A 20,976-nucleotide genomic window follows, 5' to 3' on the forward strand; every position below is an offset into this window, starting at 1 on the left:
GTTCTCACGGAAGGGCCCGTCCTGGACATGTCCGAATCGCTGCTGTCCGACCGGCCGCTCGAAGGCAGGGTCCGAGTCCAGCGGATGGATGACCCGCAGGATGCCGGTCCCGCTACTTCTTCAGCGACCGGCGGATCTTGCCCGCGGCGCGGCGCAAGATAGTTGTCGCGGTGGGGCGAGGGGCGGGCCTGCGCCGGCCGGGGTCCTTGGCCGCCAGATCGGCCGCAGCGGCGGCGAGACGTCTGACGACAACGCCCCCGCTCGCGGAGACGTCCAGAACCAGCGGGAGGGCCACCGGCTTGCCGACCCCGGCCGAGGGCGGAGTCAACTCCAGTCGCCACTGGCCGTCCGCCAACTCGTCGAGCGGCAGGTCGGCACCCAGGTCGGCGTCGCCGGTCACCCGGGCGGTCAGCGTGGCGGGGAGGTCGACCGCACGACCGCTCGCGGCGTCCGTCAGCTTCAGGGCTGCCGCACTCCCGTCCTGGACGTGGAACGGCAGGACGACGACGATCCGGCCGGGGTCCGACGTCACGGTGACGTCGGCGGAGGCGGGATGGGCGAACTCGTACGAGAGCCGATCGGTCTGCTGGTCGACGTCGAGCGAGAGGTTGCCCTGCGGGTCGGTCCAGTACGGCAGAACGAGGTGGGCCGGGGAGCCGACGACGGCGCCACCGCGCCCGCGCTCGGCCGCCTCGCCGCGGACGGAACCGAGGCGGGTCTCCTTGGCCCACCCGCACGAGTTGATGCGGATGAGGACGTCCCAGATACCGGCGTCCAGCTCGGCGCCGTTCGCCGCCGACAACGGGTTCACCCGCGCGACGGCACGCAGCACCTGCCTGAAATATCCCTCCTGTCCCGCCACGGCGACCTTCTCGCGGGTCAGATCGACAGGCTGGAAGAACTCCGCAGCCGTCGAACGCTCGCGCAGGACGAGGTCCACCTTCGACTTGGCCAGCGGAGCAGCGGTGTTCGCACCGAGCAGGGCGATGGCGTCCAGGCCGGCCTGCCGCAACGGCGGTACGAGCAGGTCCTTCGCACCGTCGGCACGGAAGGTGATGGGCTCGCCGGCCGACTTGTACTCGGCGGTGAAACCGATCGTCAGCCTGCCGTCCTCCCAGCCGAGTTCCTCAAGAACACCGGAGGGCTTGATCCCCGACTCCCACTGGGCGAACTCCTCGACATCGGCCAGCCGGTCGGCCGCGATCAGCCCCGCGACGATCTGCTGCGCCGGTTGCAGACCGGCCGCGACACCAGGTCCGAAGCGTTCGACGACCACCTTGTGGATCTCGTCGAACAGCTCCCGGCGGTAGTCCTCCGGCAGCTTCAGCAGGCGCTGCCCCCGCATGCGCTCGACCATCTCGTTGCGCAGCCAGCGCCGGAACAGCTTGTCGCGCAGCGGGCCGGGCTCGGTGAGCTTCTCGACGACGTCGAGGGCCTCACGCAGGTTCTTGAAGTAGCCGACCGGGTCGAAGCGCTGAAAGCCCGCGTTGGACGCGTCCTCACGCTTGATGTGGTAATAGCACAGGTAGTCGCTGAGCACCGCGACATTCTCGGCCCGTAGGTACGCCTCGGTGACGAAGACGTGGTCCTCAAGACGTCGACGCCCCTCCATGTAGCGGAGGTTGTGCCGGTCGAGGAACTCCTTGCGGAACATCTTGTGGGGGGTGAGGCTGTCGATCAGTGGGGCGTTGTCGACAGTGGCGTGCGGGCGGTTCTTGCGGAACAACTCCCGGGGAACGCCACGTCCCTTGCCGACCATCTTGCCCACGATGACGTCGGCCTTGTTCTCCACGCCGTAGTTGTACATGCGTTCAAGAGCTTCGTCGCCCAGCCAGTCGTCGTTGTCCACGAACTGGATGAACTCGCCCTGGGCGGCCGCGATGCCTGCGTTGCGGGGCTTGCCGGACCAGCCGGATGCCTCCTGGTGGATGACGTGCATGTTCGCGTGCTCGGCGGCGAGCCGGTCCAAGCGCTCGGGAGTGTCGTCGGTGGAACCGTCGTTCACGAAGATCGCTTCGTACTCGTCGTCCGGCAGGCTCTGACGCAGAAGAGAGGCAATGCAGTCCTCGATGTACTTACCCGGGTTGTAGACCGGGATCACCACGCTCACCTTGATGGGCATGTGTCTTCTTCCGCCTCAGCTACTGGGAGTCATTCGTCAGGACCCGGCGCATGTCGCCGCTCGGTAGACGTTCGATTAAGGCTAGCGGGTGGCGAACCCGCCGCAGTCACAGCAAGTGACGGACGAGGATACAAACGGATCACAAAGCTCATGGAACGGTTTCGCGAACTGTGGCGGACCAGCCGGAGTGTCGCTTGACAGAGCCCCGGTTAGGATGCCGCGCATGAAGGCTCTCGTTCTCTCCGGTGGCTCGGGCACACGCCTGCGCCCCATAACCCACACATCGGCCAAGCAGCTGGTGCCCGTCGCCAACAAACCCGTGCTCTTCTACGGTCTCGAGGCCATCGCCGACGCCGGGATCACGGATGTCGGGATCATCGTCGGCGACACCGCCGAAGAGATCCGGGAAGCCGTCGGCGACGGCTCGAAGCTCGGGATCGATGTCACGTACATCCCGCAGGACAAGCCGCTCGGCCTGGCGCACGCGGTGCTCATCGCGAGCGAGTTCCTCGGCGACGACGACTTCGTCATGTACCTCGGCGACAACTTCATCGTGGGCGGCATCACCGGCCTCGTCGACGAGTTCCGTATCGAGCACCCCGACGCGCAGATCCTGTTGACCAAGGTGCCCAACCCGACGTCGTTCGGTGTCGCCGAGCTCGACGAGAACGGCCGCGTCAAGGGGCTGGAGGAGAAACCGAAGGAGCCCAAGAGCGATCTCGCCCTGGTGGGCGTGTATCTCTTCACTCCGGCGATCCACGAGGCCGTCCGCTCCATCGAGCCCTCCTGGCGCGGCGAGCTGGAGATCACCCACGCCATCCAGTGGCTGATCGACCAGCGCAAGGACGTGCGCTCGACGACCATCTCCGGCTACTGGAAGGACACCGGGAACGTCGCCGACATGCTGGAGGTCAACCGCTCCGTCCTGGAGACGGTCGAGCCCCGCATCGAGGGCACCGTCGACGAGTCAAGCGAAATCATCGGCCGCGTGCGCATCGACGCCGGCGCCCAGGTCCGCGGATCGCGCATCGTCGGCCCGGCCGTCATCGGTCCCGGTTCGGTGATCAGCGACTCCTACATCGGCCCCTTCACCTCGGTCTCCGAGGGCTGCCGGATCGACGACAGCGAAGTCGAGTACTCCATCGTCCTGCGCGACTCCTCCATCACCGGCGTACGGCGCGTCGAGGTGTCCCTCATCGGCCGCAACGTCCAGGTCACCCCCGCGCCCCGCCACCCCGCGGCCCACCGTCTCGTCCTCGGCGACCACAGCAAGGTACAGATCTCTTCATGACCTCCCCTTCGGCTCCGGCCCCCTCCACCCGGATCCTGGTGACCGGCGGCGCCGGCTTCATCGGTTCGCACTACGTCCGCACGCTGCTCGGTCCCGAGGGCCCCGGTGACGTCGCGATCACCGTCCTGGACAAGCTGACGTACGCGGGGAACCCGGCCAACCTCGACGCGGTGCGCGAGCACCCCGGCTTCGCCTTCGTGCAGGGCGACATCTGCGACCCCGCGCTGGTCGACAAACTGCTGGCCGAGCACGACCAGGTGGTGCACTTCGCCGCCGAGTCGCATGTGGACCGCTCCATCGACGGCGGCGCGGAGTTCGTGCGCACCAACGTGGTCGGCACCCACACCCTCATCGACGCCGCCCACCGCGCGGGCATCAAGACCTTCGTGCACATCTCCACCGACGAGGTCTACGGCTCCATCGACGAGGGCTCCTGGCCCGAGACACACCCGTTGCAGCCCAACTCGCCGTACTCCTCGGCGAAGGCGTCCAGCGACCTGATCGCGCTGTCGTACCACCGCACCCACGGCCTGGACGTGCGCGTCACCCGCTGCTCGAACAACTACGGGCACCACCACTTCCCCGAGAAGGTCATCCCGCTCTTCGTGACCAACCTCCTCGACGGCAAGAAGGTCCCGCTCTACGGCGACGGCGGCAACGTCCGCGACTGGCTGCACATCGACGACCACGTCCAGGGCATCGAACTCGTGCGCACCAAGGGCCGGGCCGGCGAGGTCTACAACATCGGCGGCGGCACCGAGCTCAGCAACAAGGAGCTCACCGGCCTGCTGCTGGAAGCCTGCGGCACCGACTGGGAGACCAGCGTCGAGTACGTCACCGACCGCAAGGGCCACGACCGCCGCCACTCGGTGGACTGCACGAAGATCCGTGAGGAGCTCGGCTACGAGCCCCGCAAGACCTTCGAGGAAGGCCTCACGGAGACAGTGCAGTGGTACCGCGACAACCGCGCCTGGTGGGAACCGCTGAAGGAGCGGGCCGCTCTGTGACCGATAACCACGTCTGACTGCTCGCCGACCTCGATCCTGGCCCGGGCGACCTCGACCTCGCCGCCCCGGAGGCGGGGTTCGAGGGCGTCGCGGCACACCACCCATATGCGGTGGTGGCGGTCGTGAACGTTGGTGGTTGGCTCGTCGTTGACGTGTGCGACCAGTGTTAGGCGATCATGGTGCATGGCTCGCGCTTTGTCGACGCCGCCCGTCATCGCCTCCGGCATACTCGGTGGCCCCCCAACCCGCGCTCCCCACCACCGGGGCCTGCTGCTGCGTCCTTGGGAAGAAGCCGACGTACCAGCGTTCCTCTCTGCTTGCCAAGATGATGAAATCCGCCGCTGGCACACACGCCGGCCCGTCACCGAGCCGCAGGTCCGGAAATGGTTCGACGCATACCGCCAGGACTGGAAACACGAGAGGGGCGGTCACTGGGCAATCACCCGCGACAGCGTTGAGGTGCTCGGCCCGATCGCACTACGCGGTCTGGATTTCGACGACGGCACGGCGGGCGCCGCCTACTGGGTACTCCCCGCCGCCCGCGGCGCTGGCGTGGCCTCGCACGCTCTCTTGGCGCTCACCACCTGGGCCCTGGACGAGATCGGCTTCCACCGGCTGGAGCTGGACCACTCGAACCGCAACCCGGCCTCGTGCAGAGTCGCCACGAAATCCGGCTACCTCACGCAACCCTGCAACGGTATCCCCGGCCTCCTCACCCGCATCAAGAGCGGCACCCCGCAACCAACTCACCAGCACGCCCGCCGACACCACAGCCGGACAGCCCGCCCCGGCTGGATAGAGCCCGCTCTACTGGCTGGCCGACTACCTCGACCAGTGCGGCCGCCACCACCGCACCGAGACGATTCCCCCATCGACTTCTGGACCTCAGCCACCGCCCACGCCCACCCCGCCGACCTGACCGCACTCGCAGATGCCGCCTCGCGCCGTGGCGTGTACCGCGAGGCCGTCCAACTCCACAAACACGCCACCACCACGCCGCCCCTCCCTCATCAACCTCCTTCACCCCCTGCACCCCAACGACCACCACCTCGCCCAATGGACCGCCGCACACCTGCCCCTCGACGACCCGTCCCCCGTGGCCGGGCTGCTGGAGGCACTGTGGGAGGCGGAGGCAGCGGGGGTCAACGTCCCAGCCGAACGGCTTGCCGCCGTAGGGTACTTCGATCAATCCATCAGGATCGATGACCACAGGGAGCGCTTCACGTTCGGTCGGGAGCCTGACGGGGGCACCACGGTCCCTTGGGTGTGGGAGGACCTGAGGTGATCTGGAACGTGGACCGGAACCGTTTCGCCTGAGCAGAGTGTGTGGTCCTGGGCAGACGGTGCCGAGACCTGCACCGCCATGTCCAACCGGTACCCGCTCTAGCGTGGCCGCACCTCCGGGTTTGAGAAGGTACGAGGCATCTTCGCAGGTCAGGCCGCTCTTGTTCACCGGGTGACCAGTGGGTTCCCGGGCGGTGTGGGCAACACCCGTAAAGACCCCGAGGCGTTCGCCAGTCTGATCCACGACGTCGAGACGAAGATCTTCGGCGCGCTCCCGGACGAGACCTGGGTCTACCCGGGACACGGCAACGACACCACCCTGGGCGCCGAGCGCCCGCATCTGCCCGAGTGGCACGCGCGCGGGTGGTGAGCATCGGCCGGGAGTGAACGCGGGGCGTGAACCGGTGCGCACGCGCCCCGTGTGAATCCTTCGCACGCGCCGGTGTCCCACGCGCGCTCCCGACACACGTGGTTGCGCGGTCAACTGGAAGCAGCCCCGCTCAGGACGACGGCTCCTGCGCGGATGGGCCGCCGGTCCATCGATCCCCGCCCTCGACCGGCGGCCCCGGCGAGCGGGCCGGGATCCGCACCGCACAGGCGTTGTTCACAAGGGCGCAACACGTGTTCCCACTATGCGGACAATCTGTGCTGTGACCTGGACAATCAGGACGTCCGACTGTCACTCTCCCGCCATGCATCTTGCCCCTCGCGTACTGCGCCGCGCGATATCCGCCGCAACCGTAGCCCTGCTCGCCACCGCCGTCGGCTGTGCTCCGCAACCGGAGGACAAAGCCTCCGACCAGGCCTCCGGTTCGACCGCGACCACCTGCGCCAAGGGCAAGTTGGCCACCCAGACCTCCGGCAAGCTGACGATCGCGACGGACGAACCGGCGTACGAGCCCTGGTTCGAGGACGACAAGCCGGCCAACGGCAAGGGCTTCGAGTCGGCGGTCGCGTACGCCGTGGCGAAGCAGCTCGGCTACGACAAGAGCGCCGTCGTCTGGCAGAGCGTCCCCTTCAACAAGGCCTTCGCGCCCGGCGTGAAGACCTTCGACTTCGACATCAACCAGGTGTCGATCAGCGCCGAGCGCAAGAAGGCCGTCGACTTCTCGTCCGGCTACTACGACGTGCGTCAGGCCGTCATCGCGCTCAAGAGCAGCAAGGCCTCCAAGGCGACGAGCATCGCGGACCTGAAGGGCCTCAAGCTGGGCGCCCAGGTCGGCACCACGAGCCTGAACTACATCAGCGACGTGGTGAAGCCGACGCAGCAGGAGGCCGCGTTCTCCAAGAACGACCAGGCCGTCTCCGCGCTCAAGAACGGCCAGGTCGACGCGATCGTCGTCGACCTGCCGACCGCCTTCTACATCACCTCGGCCGAGGTCACCAACGCCAAGATCGTCGGCCAGTTCGAGAACCAGGGCGGCACGCCCGAGCAGTTCGGGCTCGTCCTCGACAAGGGCAGCGACCTCACCTCCTGCGTGACGTCGGCCGTGGACGCGCTCCGCAAGGACGGCACGCTCGCCGCGCTGGAGAAGCAGTGGCTGTCCGACGCCGTTGACGCCCCGGTCCTCAAGTGACCGTGGTGAAGGGCGAGTCGGGCCGGGAGGCCGCGGACGACAAGGGCGACATGCCCGGCGGGGGCGACGCGTACGTCCCCTCGCAGCGGCGCCTGGACCGCGAGAGTCACAAACACGCGCGTGCCCGTCGCGCGACCGCGATCGCCGCGGTGTCGACCCTGGTCACGGCCGTCGTCCTGTATCTGGTCGTGGTCAGCGCGCCGGGCTGGGAGCGCACCAAGGAGACGTTCTTCGACGGGCACTACGCGCGCGAGGCGTTCCCCAAGGTCCTCGAAGGACTGTGGCTGAACATCCGGCTGCTGCTGATCTGCGGTGTCCTGGTGCTCGTCCTGGGGATGCTGATCGCCATCGCGCGCACCCTGCGCGGCCCGGTGTTCTTCCCCCTGCGGGTGCTGGCGGCGGCGTACACGGACTTCTTCCGCGGGCTGCCGCTCATCATCAACCTGATGATCGTGGTCTTCGGAGTGCCCGCTCTGCGTCTCCAGGGCGTGACCGTCGACCCCGTGTGGCTGGGCGGTACGGCGCTGGTGCTGACGTACTCGGCGTACGTCGCCGAGGTGTTCCGCGCCGGCATCGAGTCCGTGCATCCCTCGCAGCGCGCGGCGGCCCGCTCCCTGGGCCTGACCAACCGGCAGGCGCTGCGGCACGTGGTGCTCCCCCAGGCCGTACGCCGGCAGGTGCCCCCCTTGTTGAACGATCTGGTGTCGCTCCAGAAGGACACCGGGCTCGTGTCGATCGGCGGCGCGATCGACGCCGTACGGGCGTCCGACATCATCGCGCAGCGCGCCCTGAACTACACGCCGTACATCGTCGCGGGGCTCGTCTTCGTGGCGCTGACCATCCCGATGACCCGCTTCACGGACTGGGTGACCGCGCGGATGGACCGGCAGCGCGCCCAGGGAGGCATGACATGAGCACCGACAACACTTCCCCCGTGCTGCGCATGGAGTCCGTCCGCAAGACCTTCGGTACGTCGGTCGTCCTGCGGGACGTCGACCTGGAGGTCCCGCAGCACACCGTGACGGCGCTGATCGGCGCCTCCGGCTCCGGCAAGTCGACGCTGCTGCGGTGCGCGAACCTCCTGGAGGACATCGACGACGGCGCGATCTGGCTGGACGGCGAGGAGATCACCGACCCGCGCGTCGACCAGGACGCGATACGGCGCCGTATCGGCGTGGTGTTCCAGGCGTACAACCTGTTCCCGCACATGACGGTCCTGGAGAACATCACCCTGGCCCCGCGCCGGGTGCACGGTGCGTCCCGCGCGGAGGCCGAGGCACACGCGCGTGAGCTGCTGGAGCGGCTCGGGCTCGGGGACAAGGCGGGCGCCTATCCGGACCGGCTGAGCGGTGGTCAGCAGCAGCGGGTGGCGATCGTGCGCGCCCTGGCCGTACGGCCCCGGCTGCTGCTCTTCGACGAGATCACCGCCGCGCTCGACCCCGAGCTGGTCGGTGAAGTGCTCGCCGTCGTCCGGGACTTGAAGGGCGAGGGCATGACCATGATGCTGGCCACGCACGAGATGGGCTTCGCCCGGGACGTCGCCGACCAGGTCTGTTTCCTGGACGGAGGCGTGGTCCTGGAGCGCGGCACCGCCCAGCAGATCTTCGGCGACCCGCAGCAGGAGCGCACACAACGCTTCCTGCGACGGATCGTGGAGGCGGGCCGGCTGTAGCAGCGGTCCGCCCGGTCTGTAAGGGGCGTACGCCTGGAGGCCGGTGCTTACGCCCTACGTGTCGGCCTTGCCCGCCCCCGCCAGCGCGGCGACGCGCTCCACCCCGAACACGTACCCCTGCACTCCGCACCCCGCGATGACACCGTCGGCACGCAGCGAGACGTACGAGTGGTGCCGGAACGACTCGCGCTGGTGGATGTTGGAGATGTGGACCTCCAACACCGGTAGCCCGTCACAGGTGTTGAGGGCATCCAGGATGGCGACGGAGGTGTGCGAGTACGCCCCCGGGTTGATCACGATGCCGCAGTGGTCGAGCCGCGCCTCGTGGATCCAGTCGACCAGTTCGCCCTCGTGGTTGGACTGCCGGAAGTCCACCGTGCCGCCGTGCCCGGCCGCCGCCTTGACGCACAGGGCCTCGACGTCGGCGAGCGTGTCGGAGCCGTAGATCTCCGGCTGGCGCTGGCCCAGGAGGTTCAGGTTGGGGCCGTTGAGGATCATGATCGGGGCGTTGGCCAGGGTGCGGGGCACGGTTCCTCCGGTCCGTTCGGACATGTCGTCGCAGGCGGGACCGCCGGTCGACGGCCGCTGCTCGGACCCGGTCTATCACGCCGCCCCCGCACCACCGCGCGCCCCCGTAACCGTCGTTCACTGTGGGTAGTTGACGCGGCATGCGTGATGCACCCACCGTAAGCACCCCGTCCATGCTCCGCCTCGCGACCGCCTCCCTGGTCGGCACCGCGATCGAGTTCTACGACTTCTTCGTCTACGGCACGGCGGCGGCCCTGGTTCTCGGCCCCCTGTTCTTCCCGACGTTCTCGCCGGTGGCGGGGACACTGGCCGCTTTCGGCACGTTCGGCGTGGGCTTCGTGGCACGGCCACTGGGCTCGATCCTGTTCGGGCACTTCGGGGACCGGCGCGGACGGCGGCCGGTCCTGGTCGCCTCCCTGCTGCTGACCGGTGCCTCGACGGTCGCGGTCGGCTGCGTACCGTCGTACGGCTCGATCGGGGTGGCCGCTCCCGTGCTCCTTCTGGGCCTGCGTTTTCTGCAGGGGCTGGGGCTCGGCGGGGAGTGGGGCGGGGCGGTGCTGCTGACCGCCGAGCACGCGCCGGCCGGACGGCGCGGACTGTGGTCGAGCTTTCCGCAGATCGGCCCCGCGGTGGGGTTCGTGCTGGCCAACGGCGTGATGCTGGCGCTGTCGGCGACCCTGACGGACGCGCAGTTCGCGCAGTGGGGTTGGCGGGTGCCCTTCTGGGTGGCCGGGGTGCTGGCCCTGGGCGGGCTGTGGCTGCGTTCGTCGCTCGCCGAGAGTCCCCGGTTCCTGGAGATCGACGACCACGCGCGCGTGCCGCTCACCGAAGTCGCGCGCGACCACTGGCGGTTGGTGCTGCTGACCGCCGGGGCGCTGTCCGTGGGGTACGCGATCTTCTACGCGGTGACGACCTGGTCCCTCGCCTACGGCACCGAGCGGCTCGGGGTCGGCCGTACCGAGATGCTGGCCTGCATCATGGCCGCCGTGGTGGTGAAGGGTTCGCTGACCCCGCTGGTGGCGATGCTGAGCGACCGCTACGGGCGCCGGCCGCTGTGTCTGCTGGGGTGCGCGGCCGCCGCGCTGTGGATGTTCCCGATGGTCGCGCTGCTCGCCACGGGTGCGCCGCTGCTGATGTTCCTCGGCTTCCTCGGGGCGCTGCTCGCGTTCGTGACGATGTTCGCCGTGCTCGGCGCGTATCTGCCGGAGTTGTACGAGCCGCGGGTGCGCTGCACGGGCGCCGCCGTGGGCTACAACCTCGGCGGGGTTCTCGGCGGCGCGCTCACCCCGATCGTGGCGACGGCGCTCGCCGAGCACAGCGGACGCGTCCCCTGGGGCGTGGGTGCCTATCTGACCGGGGTCGCGCTGTTCAGCCTGGGCTGCTTCGCGCTGCTGCCGGAGACCCGGCCGGTGGCGGTGGTGGTCCCGGAGCCGGTCGCCGGGTGAGGGCTTGCGCGGGAGGGGACGTAAAGGCTTGCGCAAGCCTTTACGTCCCATCCGGAACACCTCGCGCCACAGAACTCCGCGCGTGCTACGGATTGATCGCCAGCTCCAAGTAGGCCGCGAACAGCACCAGATGGACCCCACCCTGGAGCGGTGTCGCGCGTCCCGGTACCACTGTCAGCGAACTCACCACGATCGTCAGGGCGAGCAGCACCATGTGGGTGGAGCCGAGGCCGAGGACGAGTGGTCCGGAGAGCCAGATGGACGCCAGGGCGACGGCGGGGATGGTGAGCCCGATGCTGGCCATCGCGGAGCCGAGCGCGAGGTTGAGGCTGGTCTGTACCCGGTCGCGGCGGGCGGAGCGCAGGGCGGCGATGGTCTCGGGGAGCAGCACGAGCAGCGCGATGATCACGCCGACCACGGCGTGGTGCAGTCCCGCCGCCTCGACGCCGGACTCGATGGTCGGCGACACACCCTTGGCCAGTCCGACCACGCCGATCAGGGCGAGGCCCAGCAGGCCGAGGCTGATCAGGGCGGTGCGGGCGGACGGCGCGTCCGCGTGGTGGTCCTTGGTGATCGTCTCGCCCTGCCGGGAGACCGGCAGGAAGTAGTCGCGGTGCCGCACGGTCTGGGTGGCCACGAAGAGGCCGTACAGGGCGAGTGAGGAGAGTGCGGCGAAGGTGAGCTGGGCGCCGGAGAACTCCGGGCCGGGCTTGCTGGTGGTGAAGGTCGGCAGGACCAGGCTGAGCGTGGCCAGGGTCGCGACGGTGGCGAGGGCGGCGCCGGTGCCCTCGGGGTTGAAGACCGCCGTGCCGTGGCGCAGCGAGGCGACGATGAGGACCAGGCCGACGATGCCGTTGCAGGTGATCATGACGGCCGCGAAGACGGTGTCCCTGGCGAGGGTCGAGCTCTTGTCGCCGCCGTCGGCCATCAGGGTGACGATCAGGGCGACCTCGATGATCGTGACCGCGACGGCGAGGACCAGGGAGCCGAAGGGTTCGCCGACGCGATGGGCGATCACCTCGGCGTGGTGCACCGCGGCCAGCACGGCGCCGGCGAGAACCACCGTCACCAGGGCGACGACCACGCCGGGCAGGTCCTTCCGCCCCCAGGTGAAGACCAGGAGAACGGCCGCGAGCACCGGTACGAGGGTCGTCCACCGGGTGGTGAGCGACCTGAGCCGAGTGATCATGGAGCGATCCTCGCAGAGGCGCACAGGCCCCGCACTCCGGCGCTGCGGGACCTGTACCGCGCTACTTGAACTCGGTCATGTCCAGTACGTCGCAGTCGGTGAACGACGGCGGCCTGGTACACAACGCAGCCATCTGCTGGGCGAATTCGGTGGTCCCGGGGTCGTTGCTGTTGCGCATGGCGTCCTCGTACGAGTCGAACTCGATCACGACGAGGACATGCCCCGGCTTGTTCCGGTCCCGCAGGACGAGGCGGTGCGTCGGCCCGCCGGAACGGCCCGCGAAGCGCTTGTCCGCCTCCTCGGCCACCGCCCGCATCTCGTCGAAGCGGTCGGTCTCGAAGTCGACGATCTGCACGAATTTCATCGTTGCGTCCACGGATGCCTCCACCCGGCCGTGGCGCTCCCGGGCCGGGTGCGCTCGGTATCCAACGAAGCACCGGGAGCGGTGGTCGGCAATTCATCGTGCGGTGCTCCCGGTGCTTGTTGTTCCTACGTCGGGCGTGGTCAGGCGTCGATGCTGTCCTTCGGAGCGCCTTCGGTCCCCGTCCGCGCCGCCTCGGCCGCCGCCGTCTTCTTGTTGGCCATCAGGCTGGTGATCGTGGTGACGATCAGGACCCCGCAGATCACACCCAGGGAGACCGGGATGGAGATCTCCGGGACGTGCACCCCGGACTCGTGCAGCGCGTGCAGCACCAGCTTGACGCCGATGAAGCCGAGGATGACCGACAGGCCGTAGCTGAGGTGGACCAGCTTCCTCAGCAGGCCGCCGATGAGGAAGTAGAGCTGCCGCAGGCCCATCAGCGCGAAGGCGTTGGCCGTGAACACGATGTACGGGTCCTGGGTCAGGCCGAAGATCGCGGGGATGGAGTCCAGGGCGAACAGCACGTCCGTCGTACCGATGGCGAGCATGACGACCAGCATCGGGGTCATGACCCGCTTGCCGTTCTCCCGGATCCACAGCTTGGTGCCGTGGTAGCGGTCGGCCACACCGAAGCGGCGCTCGGCGGCCTTGAGCAGCTTGTTCTCCTCGAACTCCTCTTCCTCGTCGTCGGCCCTGGCCTCCTGGATGAGCTTCCAGGCGGTCCAGATGAGGAAGGCGCCGAAGATGTAGAAGACCCACGCGAAGTTGGCGAGGACGGCCGCGCCGGCCGCGATGAAGATGGCCCGCAGGACCAGGGCTATGAGGACGCCGACGAGCAGCACCCGCTGTTGGTACTGCGAGGGCACGGCGAACTTCGCCATGATCAGGACGAAGACGAAGAGGTTGTCGACGCTCAGCGACTTCTCGGTGATGAAGCCGGCAAAGAACTCCCCGCCCGCCTGGCCGCCCCCGAAGAGGAGCAGGCCGAGTCCGAAGAGTCCGGCGAGGGCGATCCAGACGACCGTCCAGATTCCGGCTTCCTTGATCGACACGTCATGCGGCTTGCGGCCGATGAAGAAGTCGACGGCGATGAGGGCGGCCAGCCCCACGATGGTCAGGACCCACAGGGTCACGGAAACATCCACTACTGTCCTCCGGCGGTATTAACGGCAAATGGTCAGCGTCGTCGCTACCGGAGGTCTCTTCCACCTTGGACGGGCGTCCAGGGCCGACGCCCCGGGATCTGGCCTGATCCGTATTGACGGGTACGCCGCAGCAGATAGGGAGTACTCCCCTCCGTACGGAAAAGCCTACCCCAACCACCAAGGAAAGGTAAAGCAATTACCAAAGAAAGGATAAAAGTGCAGGTGAGGAGGCCTTACCTGTGCTTGGTGCGGGCCGTCGCGACCTCTGTCAGCACCTGCCGCAGGACCTGACTGCCGGGCGGCACGCGCGAGGGCTCGTAGGTCCAGGCGTGTCCGACCCAGGGGTCGGCGAGGTGGTCGTCGGGCAGCGGGGTGAGTCGCATCAGCGAACGCCAGAGGGGGTCGAGCAACGGGCCGTAGCCCGCGGCGTCCTCACGGTCCGCGACCATCATCAGATGGACGCCGACGGACGGGCCCTCGTCCGCGAGATAGCGGAGCTGGGTCACGGCCCGGTCGTCGAAGCCGTGCGGGAAGTCGTTGACGATCAGCAGTTGCTCGGCCGTGTCGAGACCGGGCGGCAGCGAGTCGGCGGCGCCCCCGCGCACGGCCATCTGTACCAGGTCCACCCGCTGGGTGAGCCGGGTCAGGACGTCCGCCACCCCGGCGGCGCCCACGGCGGGCGGCGCCGCGAGGACGCCGGTGTGCACCAGCGGGACCAGCGCCTGCGCCGCCGAGCCGGCCGGGTCGATGACGTGCACGGCGAACTCGCCCGTCGGATAGACGGCGAGCAGCCGGGCCGCGTGTGCCACGGCCGTGTCCAGCGCGAGGCGCCGCAGTTCGTGCGAGTCGACGAACGAGCCGTCGAGGGACTCCCCGCCACCGCTGTCGATCCACAGGCCGCGCTCCAGCGGCAGCCGCACCAGCATCGGGATGCGCAGATCCGGGCTCTCCGGGAGGTGGAGATCGCCGAGGCGCAGGGCCATGGGGATCTCCATCGGGACGCGGTAGCCGTGCCAGACCGGGTTGTCCCAGCCGGCGAAGGCGAGCGGAAGCGCGGGTTCGACCACCTCGGACTCGGCGGCGAGCTGGGCGAGATCCCTGTCGAGGGCCGCCCGCGCCTGGTCGACGAGGTGGGCGTGCTTGGCCTGGGCCGTCTCGCGGGCCGTGTCGCCCTGACCGCCGATCCGGCTGCGCGGATCGGACAGGGCCTGGTCGAGTTCCTTCTCCATGCGCGCGTCGGCGAAGTCGACCGCGCTGCGGTACGCGGCCATGGTGCGGGCCAGGTCCTCGAACATACCCCACACCTGGTTGTAGAGCCGCTCCTCCATCGACCACCCGGTCGCGTCCCCGGCGACGGGCCGCGCGGGCTGCCCGGGCGCAGCAGGCGGCGCGGTCGGCGCGGGTGCCGGGGGCGCCCCGCTCTGCCGACGCGGGTGGCTGTAGTCGATCGACCCGCCGCCGGCAGCCTGGGCGGAGGGATTCGCGGTCGCCGCACCACTGTCGTATCCGGACTGCGGCGCTACGGCACCGGGTGTGCCCTGCGCCCCGTACGGAGACCCCGGTTGCGGTGCTACGGCTCCGGAGGCACCCGGCGGTGTCGTAGTTCCGCTCGTGTCGGGGCCAGGGACCGGTGTGGCCGTCTGGCGGGTGCGGTCGCCGTCCGTGGTGCGCGGCGGGGGTGCTGCCACGGAGCGGGCGAGGCCCTGGGCCACCGCTTCGTTGATGCTGCCGGCGAGGTGGAGTGCCTCGGGCAGACCCTGGTCGGTGAGGAGTTCGGCGAGGCCGCCCGCGTAGCCCTGGCCGACGGCGCGCACTTTCCAGGCGCCCTGTCGGCGGTACAACTCCAGGGCCACGACGGCCGATTCGGCGTCCAGGCCGGTGATCGTGTAGCTGGCGACCTCCGTGCCGTCGAGGCCGGTGACCGCGACGAAGGGCGCGGCGACAGCGCCGAAGCGGGCGGGGCCGTCGGCGCCGAGGGGCAGGGCGAGCAGCACGCTGACGCGGTGCACGGTCTCCGGCATGGCGCCCAGGTCCACCGCGAGGCGGTGGTCGGCGGCCGCCTGCTTGGAGACCTCCAGGCCGGGCAGGGTGGGTGTGCCCGGGTGGGCCACCCACTCGACGCCGTGGATCCTGCCGTGCTCGTCACCGAGCGCGGCGGCGGCCACGACCGGTTTGCCCGCCGCGACCCGGATCTCCAGGTGCACCTGGGAGAGCGGGTGATTCTGCCCTCGCACCAGCTCGGCTGCCATCGCTCGTCCCCCTGCTCAGCCGTGTCGTTTCGTGTGCGCCGGGCCGTCCTAGAGGTGCGGCAGGATCGCCGGCATCAGGTCCTGGAAGGTGCGGCCGTTGGTCGGCGTACCGAGGGCCGTCAGTGTCCAGCCCGAGCCGGTGCGGTGCACCTTCGCCATGATCTGCGCCGTGTACTGGCCGCCGCCCGCCAGCGTGTAGCGGGCCAGCTCCTGGCCGTTGGTCTCGTCGACCAGGCGGCAGAACGCGTTCTGCACCTCCTGGAAGGTCTGGCCCGTGAAGGAGTTCACGGTGAAGACGATCTGGTCGATGTGGACCGGCACGCGCGCGAGGTCGACGAGGATCGCCTCGTCGTCGCCGCCCTGGCCGACACCGCCGACGAGATTGTCACCGGTGTGGCGCACGGAGCCGTCGTCGCTCACCAGGTGGCGGAAGAACACCACGTCGACCGGCTGCTTGTCGGCGAACAGCACGGCGGACGCGTCGAGGTCGATCTCCCGGGTGCGCGAGCCGAACAGGCCGCGCCGGGGAGCCGCCTGCCAGCCGAGACCCATACGGACCGCGGTCAGGCCTGACCCGTCATTCTTCTGCAGACTGATGGCCTGACCCTTGGTCATGTTGACGGTCACGGCTGTTCCCCTCTCGAACTGTCCCCTGTTTCCGCGGAATCCGCGGATGTCCAGAACCCTACGCAGCGGCACTGACAGTGCCGAACCCCGCATCGGACTTTGTGTCGGTCTTGCAACACAGAGCGCATACCCCGAGGTCCGGCGCTCCACCCGCGCGGTCAGGCCAGGCGATCAGGCCAGGCCCCCCTCCTTCATCTGCCGCAGTTCCTTCTTCATCTCGTGCACCTCGTCGCGCAGCCGGGCCGCGACCTCGAACTGCAGGTCGGCGGCGGCGGCGCGCATGCGCTCCGTCATCTGCTCGATCTGCTCGGCGAGTTCGGCCGCCGGGCGGTCGGTCGGCACCCCGGCCTGGGCCTTGCCCTTCGCGGACCTGGCGGCCTTCGCGGCCTTGCCGCCGAGCGCGGGCACGGGGGCCTTGGCGCCCTTGCCGTCCTTGTTCTTGCGGTAGCCCGAGCCGAGCAACTGCTCCGTGTCGACGTCCTCGCGGGCGATCTGCGCGACGATGTCGTTGATCTTCTTGCGGAGCGGCTGGGGGTCGATGCCCCGCTCCGTGTTGTACGCGACCTGCTTCTCCCGGCGGCGGTTGGTCTCCTCGATGGCCTTCTCCATCGCCGGGGTGATCCGGTCGGCGTACATGTGGACCTGACCGGAGACGTTGCGCGCCGCGCGGCCGATGGTCTGGATCAGGGAGGTGCCGGAGCGCAGGAAGCCCTCCTTGTCGGCGTCCAGGATGGCGACCAGGGACACCTCGGGCAGGTCGAGGCCCTCACGGAGGAGGTTGATGCCCACCAGGACGTCGAACTCGCCGGAGCGCAGTTCGCGCAGCAGCTCGATACGGCGCAGGGTGTCGACGTCGCTGTGCAAGTAGCGGACCTGGATGCCGAGTTCGAGGAAGTAGTCGGTGAGGTCCTCGGCCATCTTCTTGGTGAGGGTGGTGACCAGGACCCGCTCGTCCTTCTCGGTGCGCTTGCGGATCTCGTGCACCAGGTCGTCGATCTGACCCTCGGTGGGCTTGACGACGACCTCGGGGTCGATGAGGCCGGTGGGGCGGATGATCTGCTCGACGGCGCCGTCCGCGCGCGAGAGTTCGTACTTGCCGGGGGTCGCCGACAGGTAGACCGTCTGTCCGATGCGCTTCTGGAACTCCTCCCACTTCAGGGGGCGGTTGTCCAGGGCGGAGGGCAGCCGGAAGCCGTGGTCGACGAGGGTGCGCTTGCGGGAGGCGTCGCCCTCGTACATGGCGCCGATCTGCGGGACCGTGTTGTGCGACTCGTCGATGACGAGCAGGAAGTCCTCGGGGAAGTAGTCGATCAGGGTGTTCGGCGCGGAACCCGGCTCACGGCCGTCGAAGTGCATCGAGTAGTTCTCGACGCCGGAGCAGGAGCCGATCTGGCGGAGCATCTCCAGGTCGTACGTGGTCCGCATCCGCAGGCGCTGGGCCTCCAGGAGCTTGCCCTGCTTGTCCATCTCGGCCAGCCGCTCGCCGAGTTCCTTCTCGATGTCGTTGACGGCCCGCTCCATGCGCTCGGGGCCCGCGATGTAGTGGGAGGCGGGGAAGACGTAGAGGTGCTCGTCCTCGCTGATGATCTCGCCGGTGAGCGGGTGGAGGGTGGAGAGGGCCTCGATCTCGTCACCGAACATCTCGATGCGGACGGCCAGTTCCTCGTAGACCGGGAAGATCTCGATGGTGTCGCCGCGGACCCGGAAGGTGCCCCGGGAGAAGGCCACGTCGTTGCGCGTGTACTGGATGTCCACGAAGCGGCGCAGCAGCTGGTCGCGGTCGATCTCGTCGCCGACCTTGAGGGGGACCATGCGGTCCACGTACTCCTGCGGAGTACCGAGGCCGTAGATGCAGGAGACCGAGGCGACGACGATGACGTCGCGGCGGGTGAGCAGCGAGTTGGTCGCGGAGTGGCGCAGGCGCTCGACCTCCTCGTTGACCGAGGAGTCCTTCTCGATGTAGGTGTCCGACTGCGGGACGTAGGCCTCGGGCTGGTAGTAGTCGTAGTACGAGACGAAGTACTCGACCGCGTTGTTCGGCAGGAGCTCGCGGAACTCGTTGGCCAGCTGGGCGGCCAGGGTCTTGTTCGGTGCCATCACGAGGGTGGGGCGCTGGAGCTTCTCGATCATCCACGCGGTGGTGGCGGACTTGCCGGTGCCGGTCGCGCCCAGCAGGACGACGTCCTTCTCACCTGCCTCGACGCGTCGGGCCAGCTCGGCGATGGCCGCCGGCTGGTCGCCGCTGGGCTGGTAGGAACTGACGACCTCGAAAGGCGCCACCGTGCGTTCGATGTGGGAAACGGGCCGCATGGAACCAACCGTACGACCCGCCACTGACAACGGGGTCGGATCAGCGGTTCTGCGGGGTGCGGGAGGGGCGGTGTCCGAGGTCCCGGTCGACGCGGACGGGGGTACGCCGGGGGTGCGGGACGAGGGCGCCGGCCGGGACGCCGGGCTTGTGCTCGACGGGGGTCCGGGCGGGCTTCCCCATGACCATCATCGGGTCGAACATCACGACGACGCCGGCCAGGAGGAGGAAGGCGAGGGGGCCGACCATCATGGGCGCGAGCAGTGCCGCGGGCGACACTCCGTCGGTGGTCGGGGCCGTGCCGTGGACGTGGACGGTGAGGGCGGCCATGCCGGTGAAGTGCATGCCGGTGACGGCGAGCCCCATGACGAGGCTCGCGCCCACGCTCCACAGGATCCCGCGGACCTGTCCGGCCGCCCAGAGGGCGCTGATCGCGGCGACGACCGCTATGACGACGGACACGGAGACGGTGAAGGTGTTGTACTCGAGCTTTCCGTTGAGGCGCATGCCGGCCATACCCAGGTAGTGCATCGAGGCGATGCCCAGACCGGTGAGCGTGCCGCCGGTGAAGAGCGCGGTCCCCCGGGCCCCCTTGTAGCCCACGATGAAGATCCCGACGCCCACCATGACGATGGCGACGGCGAGGCTCGCGAAGGTCATCGGCTTGTCGTAGTGGACCGGTGTCTGGCGGACCGAGAAACCCATCATCGCGATGAAGTGCATCGTCCATATGCCGGAACCGATCGCCGCCGAACCGAGGGCGAGCCATCCGGGGCGCCAGGACCGGGCCACGAGCATCGATCTGGTGGTGCAGCGCAGACCGAGGGCCCCACCGAGGCACGCCATGAGGTAGGCCACCAGCGGTGTGACGAGTCCGTAGCTGAATCCGTCGACCGTGCCCTGCATGCGCAGTTACCCTTCCGCCCTGTTCCGTCCCGCAAATTCCTGAAACCCGCCCTGCCCCAGGACCGCAGGAACGGTCAGGGTCGACGCAGAGAGTATGACCCCCACCGGAATGGTCGAACGATTTTCCGGCAAAGAAACACGGCCTCGCCCCAGTTGTGCGGCACCGGTGAGCGGACTCGGGCAACTCCATTCATTCTGTGTCCATCCTGTACCCCACGGGTAGTGACGTTCCGCTGTCACTCTTGAGCTGTATGTGATCGCTCGATGCGAGGAGTACGCATGCACCTGCGCGCAGTTGCCGCCTCGACCACCGCGCTCCTGGGGGCCGCCGCCCTTCTGCTCCCCTCCCCCGCCGCCCGGGCCGGCGACGCCGCCCAGTGGCCCACGGTCGTCGCTCACCGGGGCGCGTCCTCCTATGCGCCCGAAAACACCCTGGCGTCCATCGACAAGGCGGCCCAGCTCGGCTTCCAGTGGGTCGAGAACGACGTCCAGCGCACCAAGGACGGCGAACTCGTCGTCATCCACGACGACAGCCTGAAGCGCACCACCGACGTCCAGAAGATGTTCCCCGACCGGGCCCCCTGGAAGGTGAAGGACTTCACCGCCGCCGAGATCGCGCGTCTGGACGCGGGAAGCTGGTTCGGCCCCGCGTACGCAGGCACGCGCGTGCCCACGCTCACGCAGTACATGCGCGAGGTGGAGCACAACGACCAGAGTCTGCTCCTGGAGATCAAGAACCCGGAGCTGTACCCCGGCATCGAGCAGCAGGCCCTCAAGCTCCTGGGCAACGAGGGATGGCTGGACGAGGGACACCTCGACGACCGGCTGATCGTGCAGAGCTTCAGCGCGGACAGCATCCGCATCGTGCACGACCTGAAGCCCGCCATCAGGACCGGCTTCCTCGGCACTCCCCCCGCGTCCGCCCTCCACGAGTACGCCGCCTTCACCGATCTGATCAACCCGTCGTACGGCTCGATCTCCCTCGGCTACGTCACCTCCGTGCACGGGCACACAGGCCCGCACGGCCGTCCGATGGAGGTGTACGCCTGGACGGTCGACGACGCGCCCACGGCCTGGAAGGTCGCCGGGTACGGCGTCGACGGCCTCATCACCAACAAGCCGGACGTGGTGCGGTCCGCGCTGAAGGGGTTCTGAGGCCGCTCGCGGGGCGTTGATGCTCCTATTGCCTGTCAAGCGGCTTGGAGCCAGTCGCGGTAGGCGTGGGTGAGGTCGTCGTCTCGGCGGATCCCCCGTTCGAGGGTGGA

At 68.9% G+C, this 20,976-nt stretch carries 17 protein-coding genes and 1 pseudogene; 9 read left to right on the forward strand and 9 right to left on the reverse strand.

Annotated features, from left to right (window positions below):
• Positions 1 to 112: 112 nt before the first annotated feature.
• A complete protein-coding gene (locus ACIRRY_RS50805; protein WP_403987655.1) occupies positions 113 to 2,122 on the reverse strand; it encodes a glycosyltransferase family 2 protein in 2,010 nt (669 codons plus the stop codon).
• 223 nt (positions 2,123 to 2,345) lie between these two features.
• On the opposite strand from ACIRRY_RS50805, the gene ACIRRY_RS50810 reads away from it, so the two are divergent.
• The 7 genes and pseudogenes from ACIRRY_RS50810 to ACIRRY_RS50840 all read left to right on the forward strand — a co-directional run bounded on the left by ACIRRY_RS50810 (position 2,346) and on the right by ACIRRY_RS50840 (position 8,953).
• On the forward strand, positions 2,346 to 3,413 hold the full coding sequence (locus ACIRRY_RS50810) for a glucose-1-phosphate thymidylyltransferase (RefSeq protein WP_403987658.1): 1,068 nt from the start codon (positions 2,346 to 2,348) through the stop codon (positions 3,411 to 3,413).
• Complete coding sequence (gene rfbB / locus ACIRRY_RS50815) at positions 3,410 to 4,420, forward strand: dTDP-glucose 4,6-dehydratase (protein ID WP_403987661.1); 1,011 nt, start codon at positions 3,410 to 3,412, stop codon at positions 4,418 to 4,420. The genes ACIRRY_RS50810 and rfbB overlap by 4 nt, the downstream gene beginning before the upstream one ends.
• A gap of 183 nt (positions 4,421 to 4,603) precedes the next feature.
• Entirely contained in the window at positions 4,604 to 5,626 is a 1,023-nt protein-coding gene (locus tag ACIRRY_RS50820) for a GNAT family N-acetyltransferase (protein WP_403987664.1), read from the forward strand.
• Between the two features lie 262 nt (positions 5,627 to 5,888).
• Positions 5,889 to 6,074: pseudogene (locus tag ACIRRY_RS50825) on the forward strand (MBL fold metallo-hydrolase); the annotation flags it as partial.
• 322 nt (positions 6,075 to 6,396) lie between these two features.
• A complete protein-coding gene (locus ACIRRY_RS50830; RefSeq protein ID WP_403987667.1) occupies positions 6,397 to 7,281 on the forward strand; it encodes an ABC transporter substrate-binding protein in 885 nt (294 codons plus the stop codon).
• Positions 7,278 to 8,195: an amino acid ABC transporter permease gene (locus ACIRRY_RS50835; protein ID WP_403987670.1), complete on the forward strand. Its 918-nt coding sequence runs from the start codon at positions 7,278 to 7,280 to the stop codon at positions 8,193 to 8,195. Before ACIRRY_RS50830 ends, ACIRRY_RS50835 begins: the two co-directional genes overlap by 4 nt.
• Complete coding sequence (locus ACIRRY_RS50840) at positions 8,192 to 8,953, forward strand: amino acid ABC transporter ATP-binding protein (RefSeq protein ID WP_403987672.1); 762 nt, start codon at positions 8,192 to 8,194, stop codon at positions 8,951 to 8,953. The genes ACIRRY_RS50835 and ACIRRY_RS50840 overlap by 4 nt, the downstream gene beginning before the upstream one ends.
• Before the next feature lie 54 nt (positions 8,954 to 9,007).
• On the opposite strand, the gene aroQ is transcribed toward ACIRRY_RS50840, so the two are convergent.
• Complete coding sequence (aroQ, locus tag ACIRRY_RS50845) at positions 9,008 to 9,481, reverse strand: type II 3-dehydroquinate dehydratase (RefSeq protein WP_403987675.1); 474 nt, start codon at positions 9,479 to 9,481, stop codon at positions 9,008 to 9,010.
• 173 nt (positions 9,482 to 9,654) lie between these two features.
• Here aroQ and ACIRRY_RS50850 point away from each other — a divergent pair, with 173 nt between their 5' ends.
• A complete protein-coding gene (locus ACIRRY_RS50850; protein ID WP_403987678.1) occupies positions 9,655 to 10,926 on the forward strand; it encodes an MFS transporter in 1,272 nt (423 codons plus the stop codon).
• 85 nt (positions 10,927 to 11,011) lie between these two features.
• Here the strand turns inward: ACIRRY_RS50850 and ACIRRY_RS50855 are convergent, their stop codons facing one another.
• The 7 genes from ACIRRY_RS50855 to ACIRRY_RS50885 form a co-directional block, all read right to left on the reverse strand.
• Positions 11,012 to 12,115: a calcium:proton antiporter gene (locus tag ACIRRY_RS50855; protein WP_403987681.1), complete on the reverse strand. Its 1,104-nt coding sequence runs from the start codon at positions 12,113 to 12,115 to the stop codon at positions 11,012 to 11,014.
• A gap of 61 nt (positions 12,116 to 12,176) precedes the next feature.
• Positions 12,177 to 12,491, reverse strand: a complete 315-nt coding sequence (locus ACIRRY_RS50860) for a hypothetical protein (RefSeq protein ID WP_403987682.1) — start codon at positions 12,489 to 12,491, stop codon at positions 12,177 to 12,179.
• A gap of 128 nt (positions 12,492 to 12,619) precedes the next feature.
• Positions 12,620 to 13,621: a TerC family protein gene (locus ACIRRY_RS50865; RefSeq protein WP_403987685.1), complete on the reverse strand. Its 1,002-nt coding sequence runs from the start codon at positions 13,619 to 13,621 to the stop codon at positions 12,620 to 12,622.
• A 233-nt stretch (positions 13,622 to 13,854) separates the two neighbouring features.
• Positions 13,855 to 15,870 (reverse strand): TerD family protein, encoded by a 2,016-nt coding sequence (locus ACIRRY_RS50870; protein WP_403987688.1) that lies wholly within the window; start codon positions 15,868 to 15,870, stop codon positions 13,855 to 13,857.
• Positions 15,871 to 15,918: 48 nt separating this feature from the next.
• Positions 15,919 to 16,497 (reverse strand): TerD family protein, encoded by a 579-nt coding sequence (locus ACIRRY_RS50875; protein ID WP_033283094.1) that lies wholly within the window; start codon positions 16,495 to 16,497, stop codon positions 15,919 to 15,921.
• 171 nt (positions 16,498 to 16,668) lie between these two features.
• Positions 16,669 to 18,807, reverse strand: a complete 2,139-nt coding sequence (uvrB, locus tag ACIRRY_RS50880; protein WP_403987690.1) for an excinuclease ABC subunit UvrB — start codon at positions 18,805 to 18,807, stop codon at positions 16,669 to 16,671.
• Positions 18,808 to 18,847: 40 nt separating this feature from the next.
• Positions 18,848 to 19,711, reverse strand: coding sequence for an MHYT domain-containing protein (locus tag ACIRRY_RS50885; protein ID WP_403987693.1), 864 nt, complete (start codon positions 19,709 to 19,711; stop codon positions 18,848 to 18,850).
• Positions 19,712 to 19,990: 279 nt separating this feature from the next.
• Between ACIRRY_RS50885 and ACIRRY_RS50890 the strand changes: the two genes are divergently transcribed.
• Positions 19,991 to 20,866 carry a glycerophosphodiester phosphodiesterase gene (locus ACIRRY_RS50890; RefSeq protein WP_403987696.1) on the forward strand — a complete coding sequence of 292 codons (876 nt, stop codon included), beginning with the start codon at positions 19,991 to 19,993 and terminating at the stop codon, positions 20,864 to 20,866.
• Positions 20,867 to 20,976 lie beyond the last annotated feature (110 nt).

This window comes from Streptomyces sp. NPDC101776 (genome assembly GCF_044766845.1).
Classification (GTDB): Bacteria; Actinomycetota; Actinomycetes; order Streptomycetales; family Streptomycetaceae; genus Streptomyces.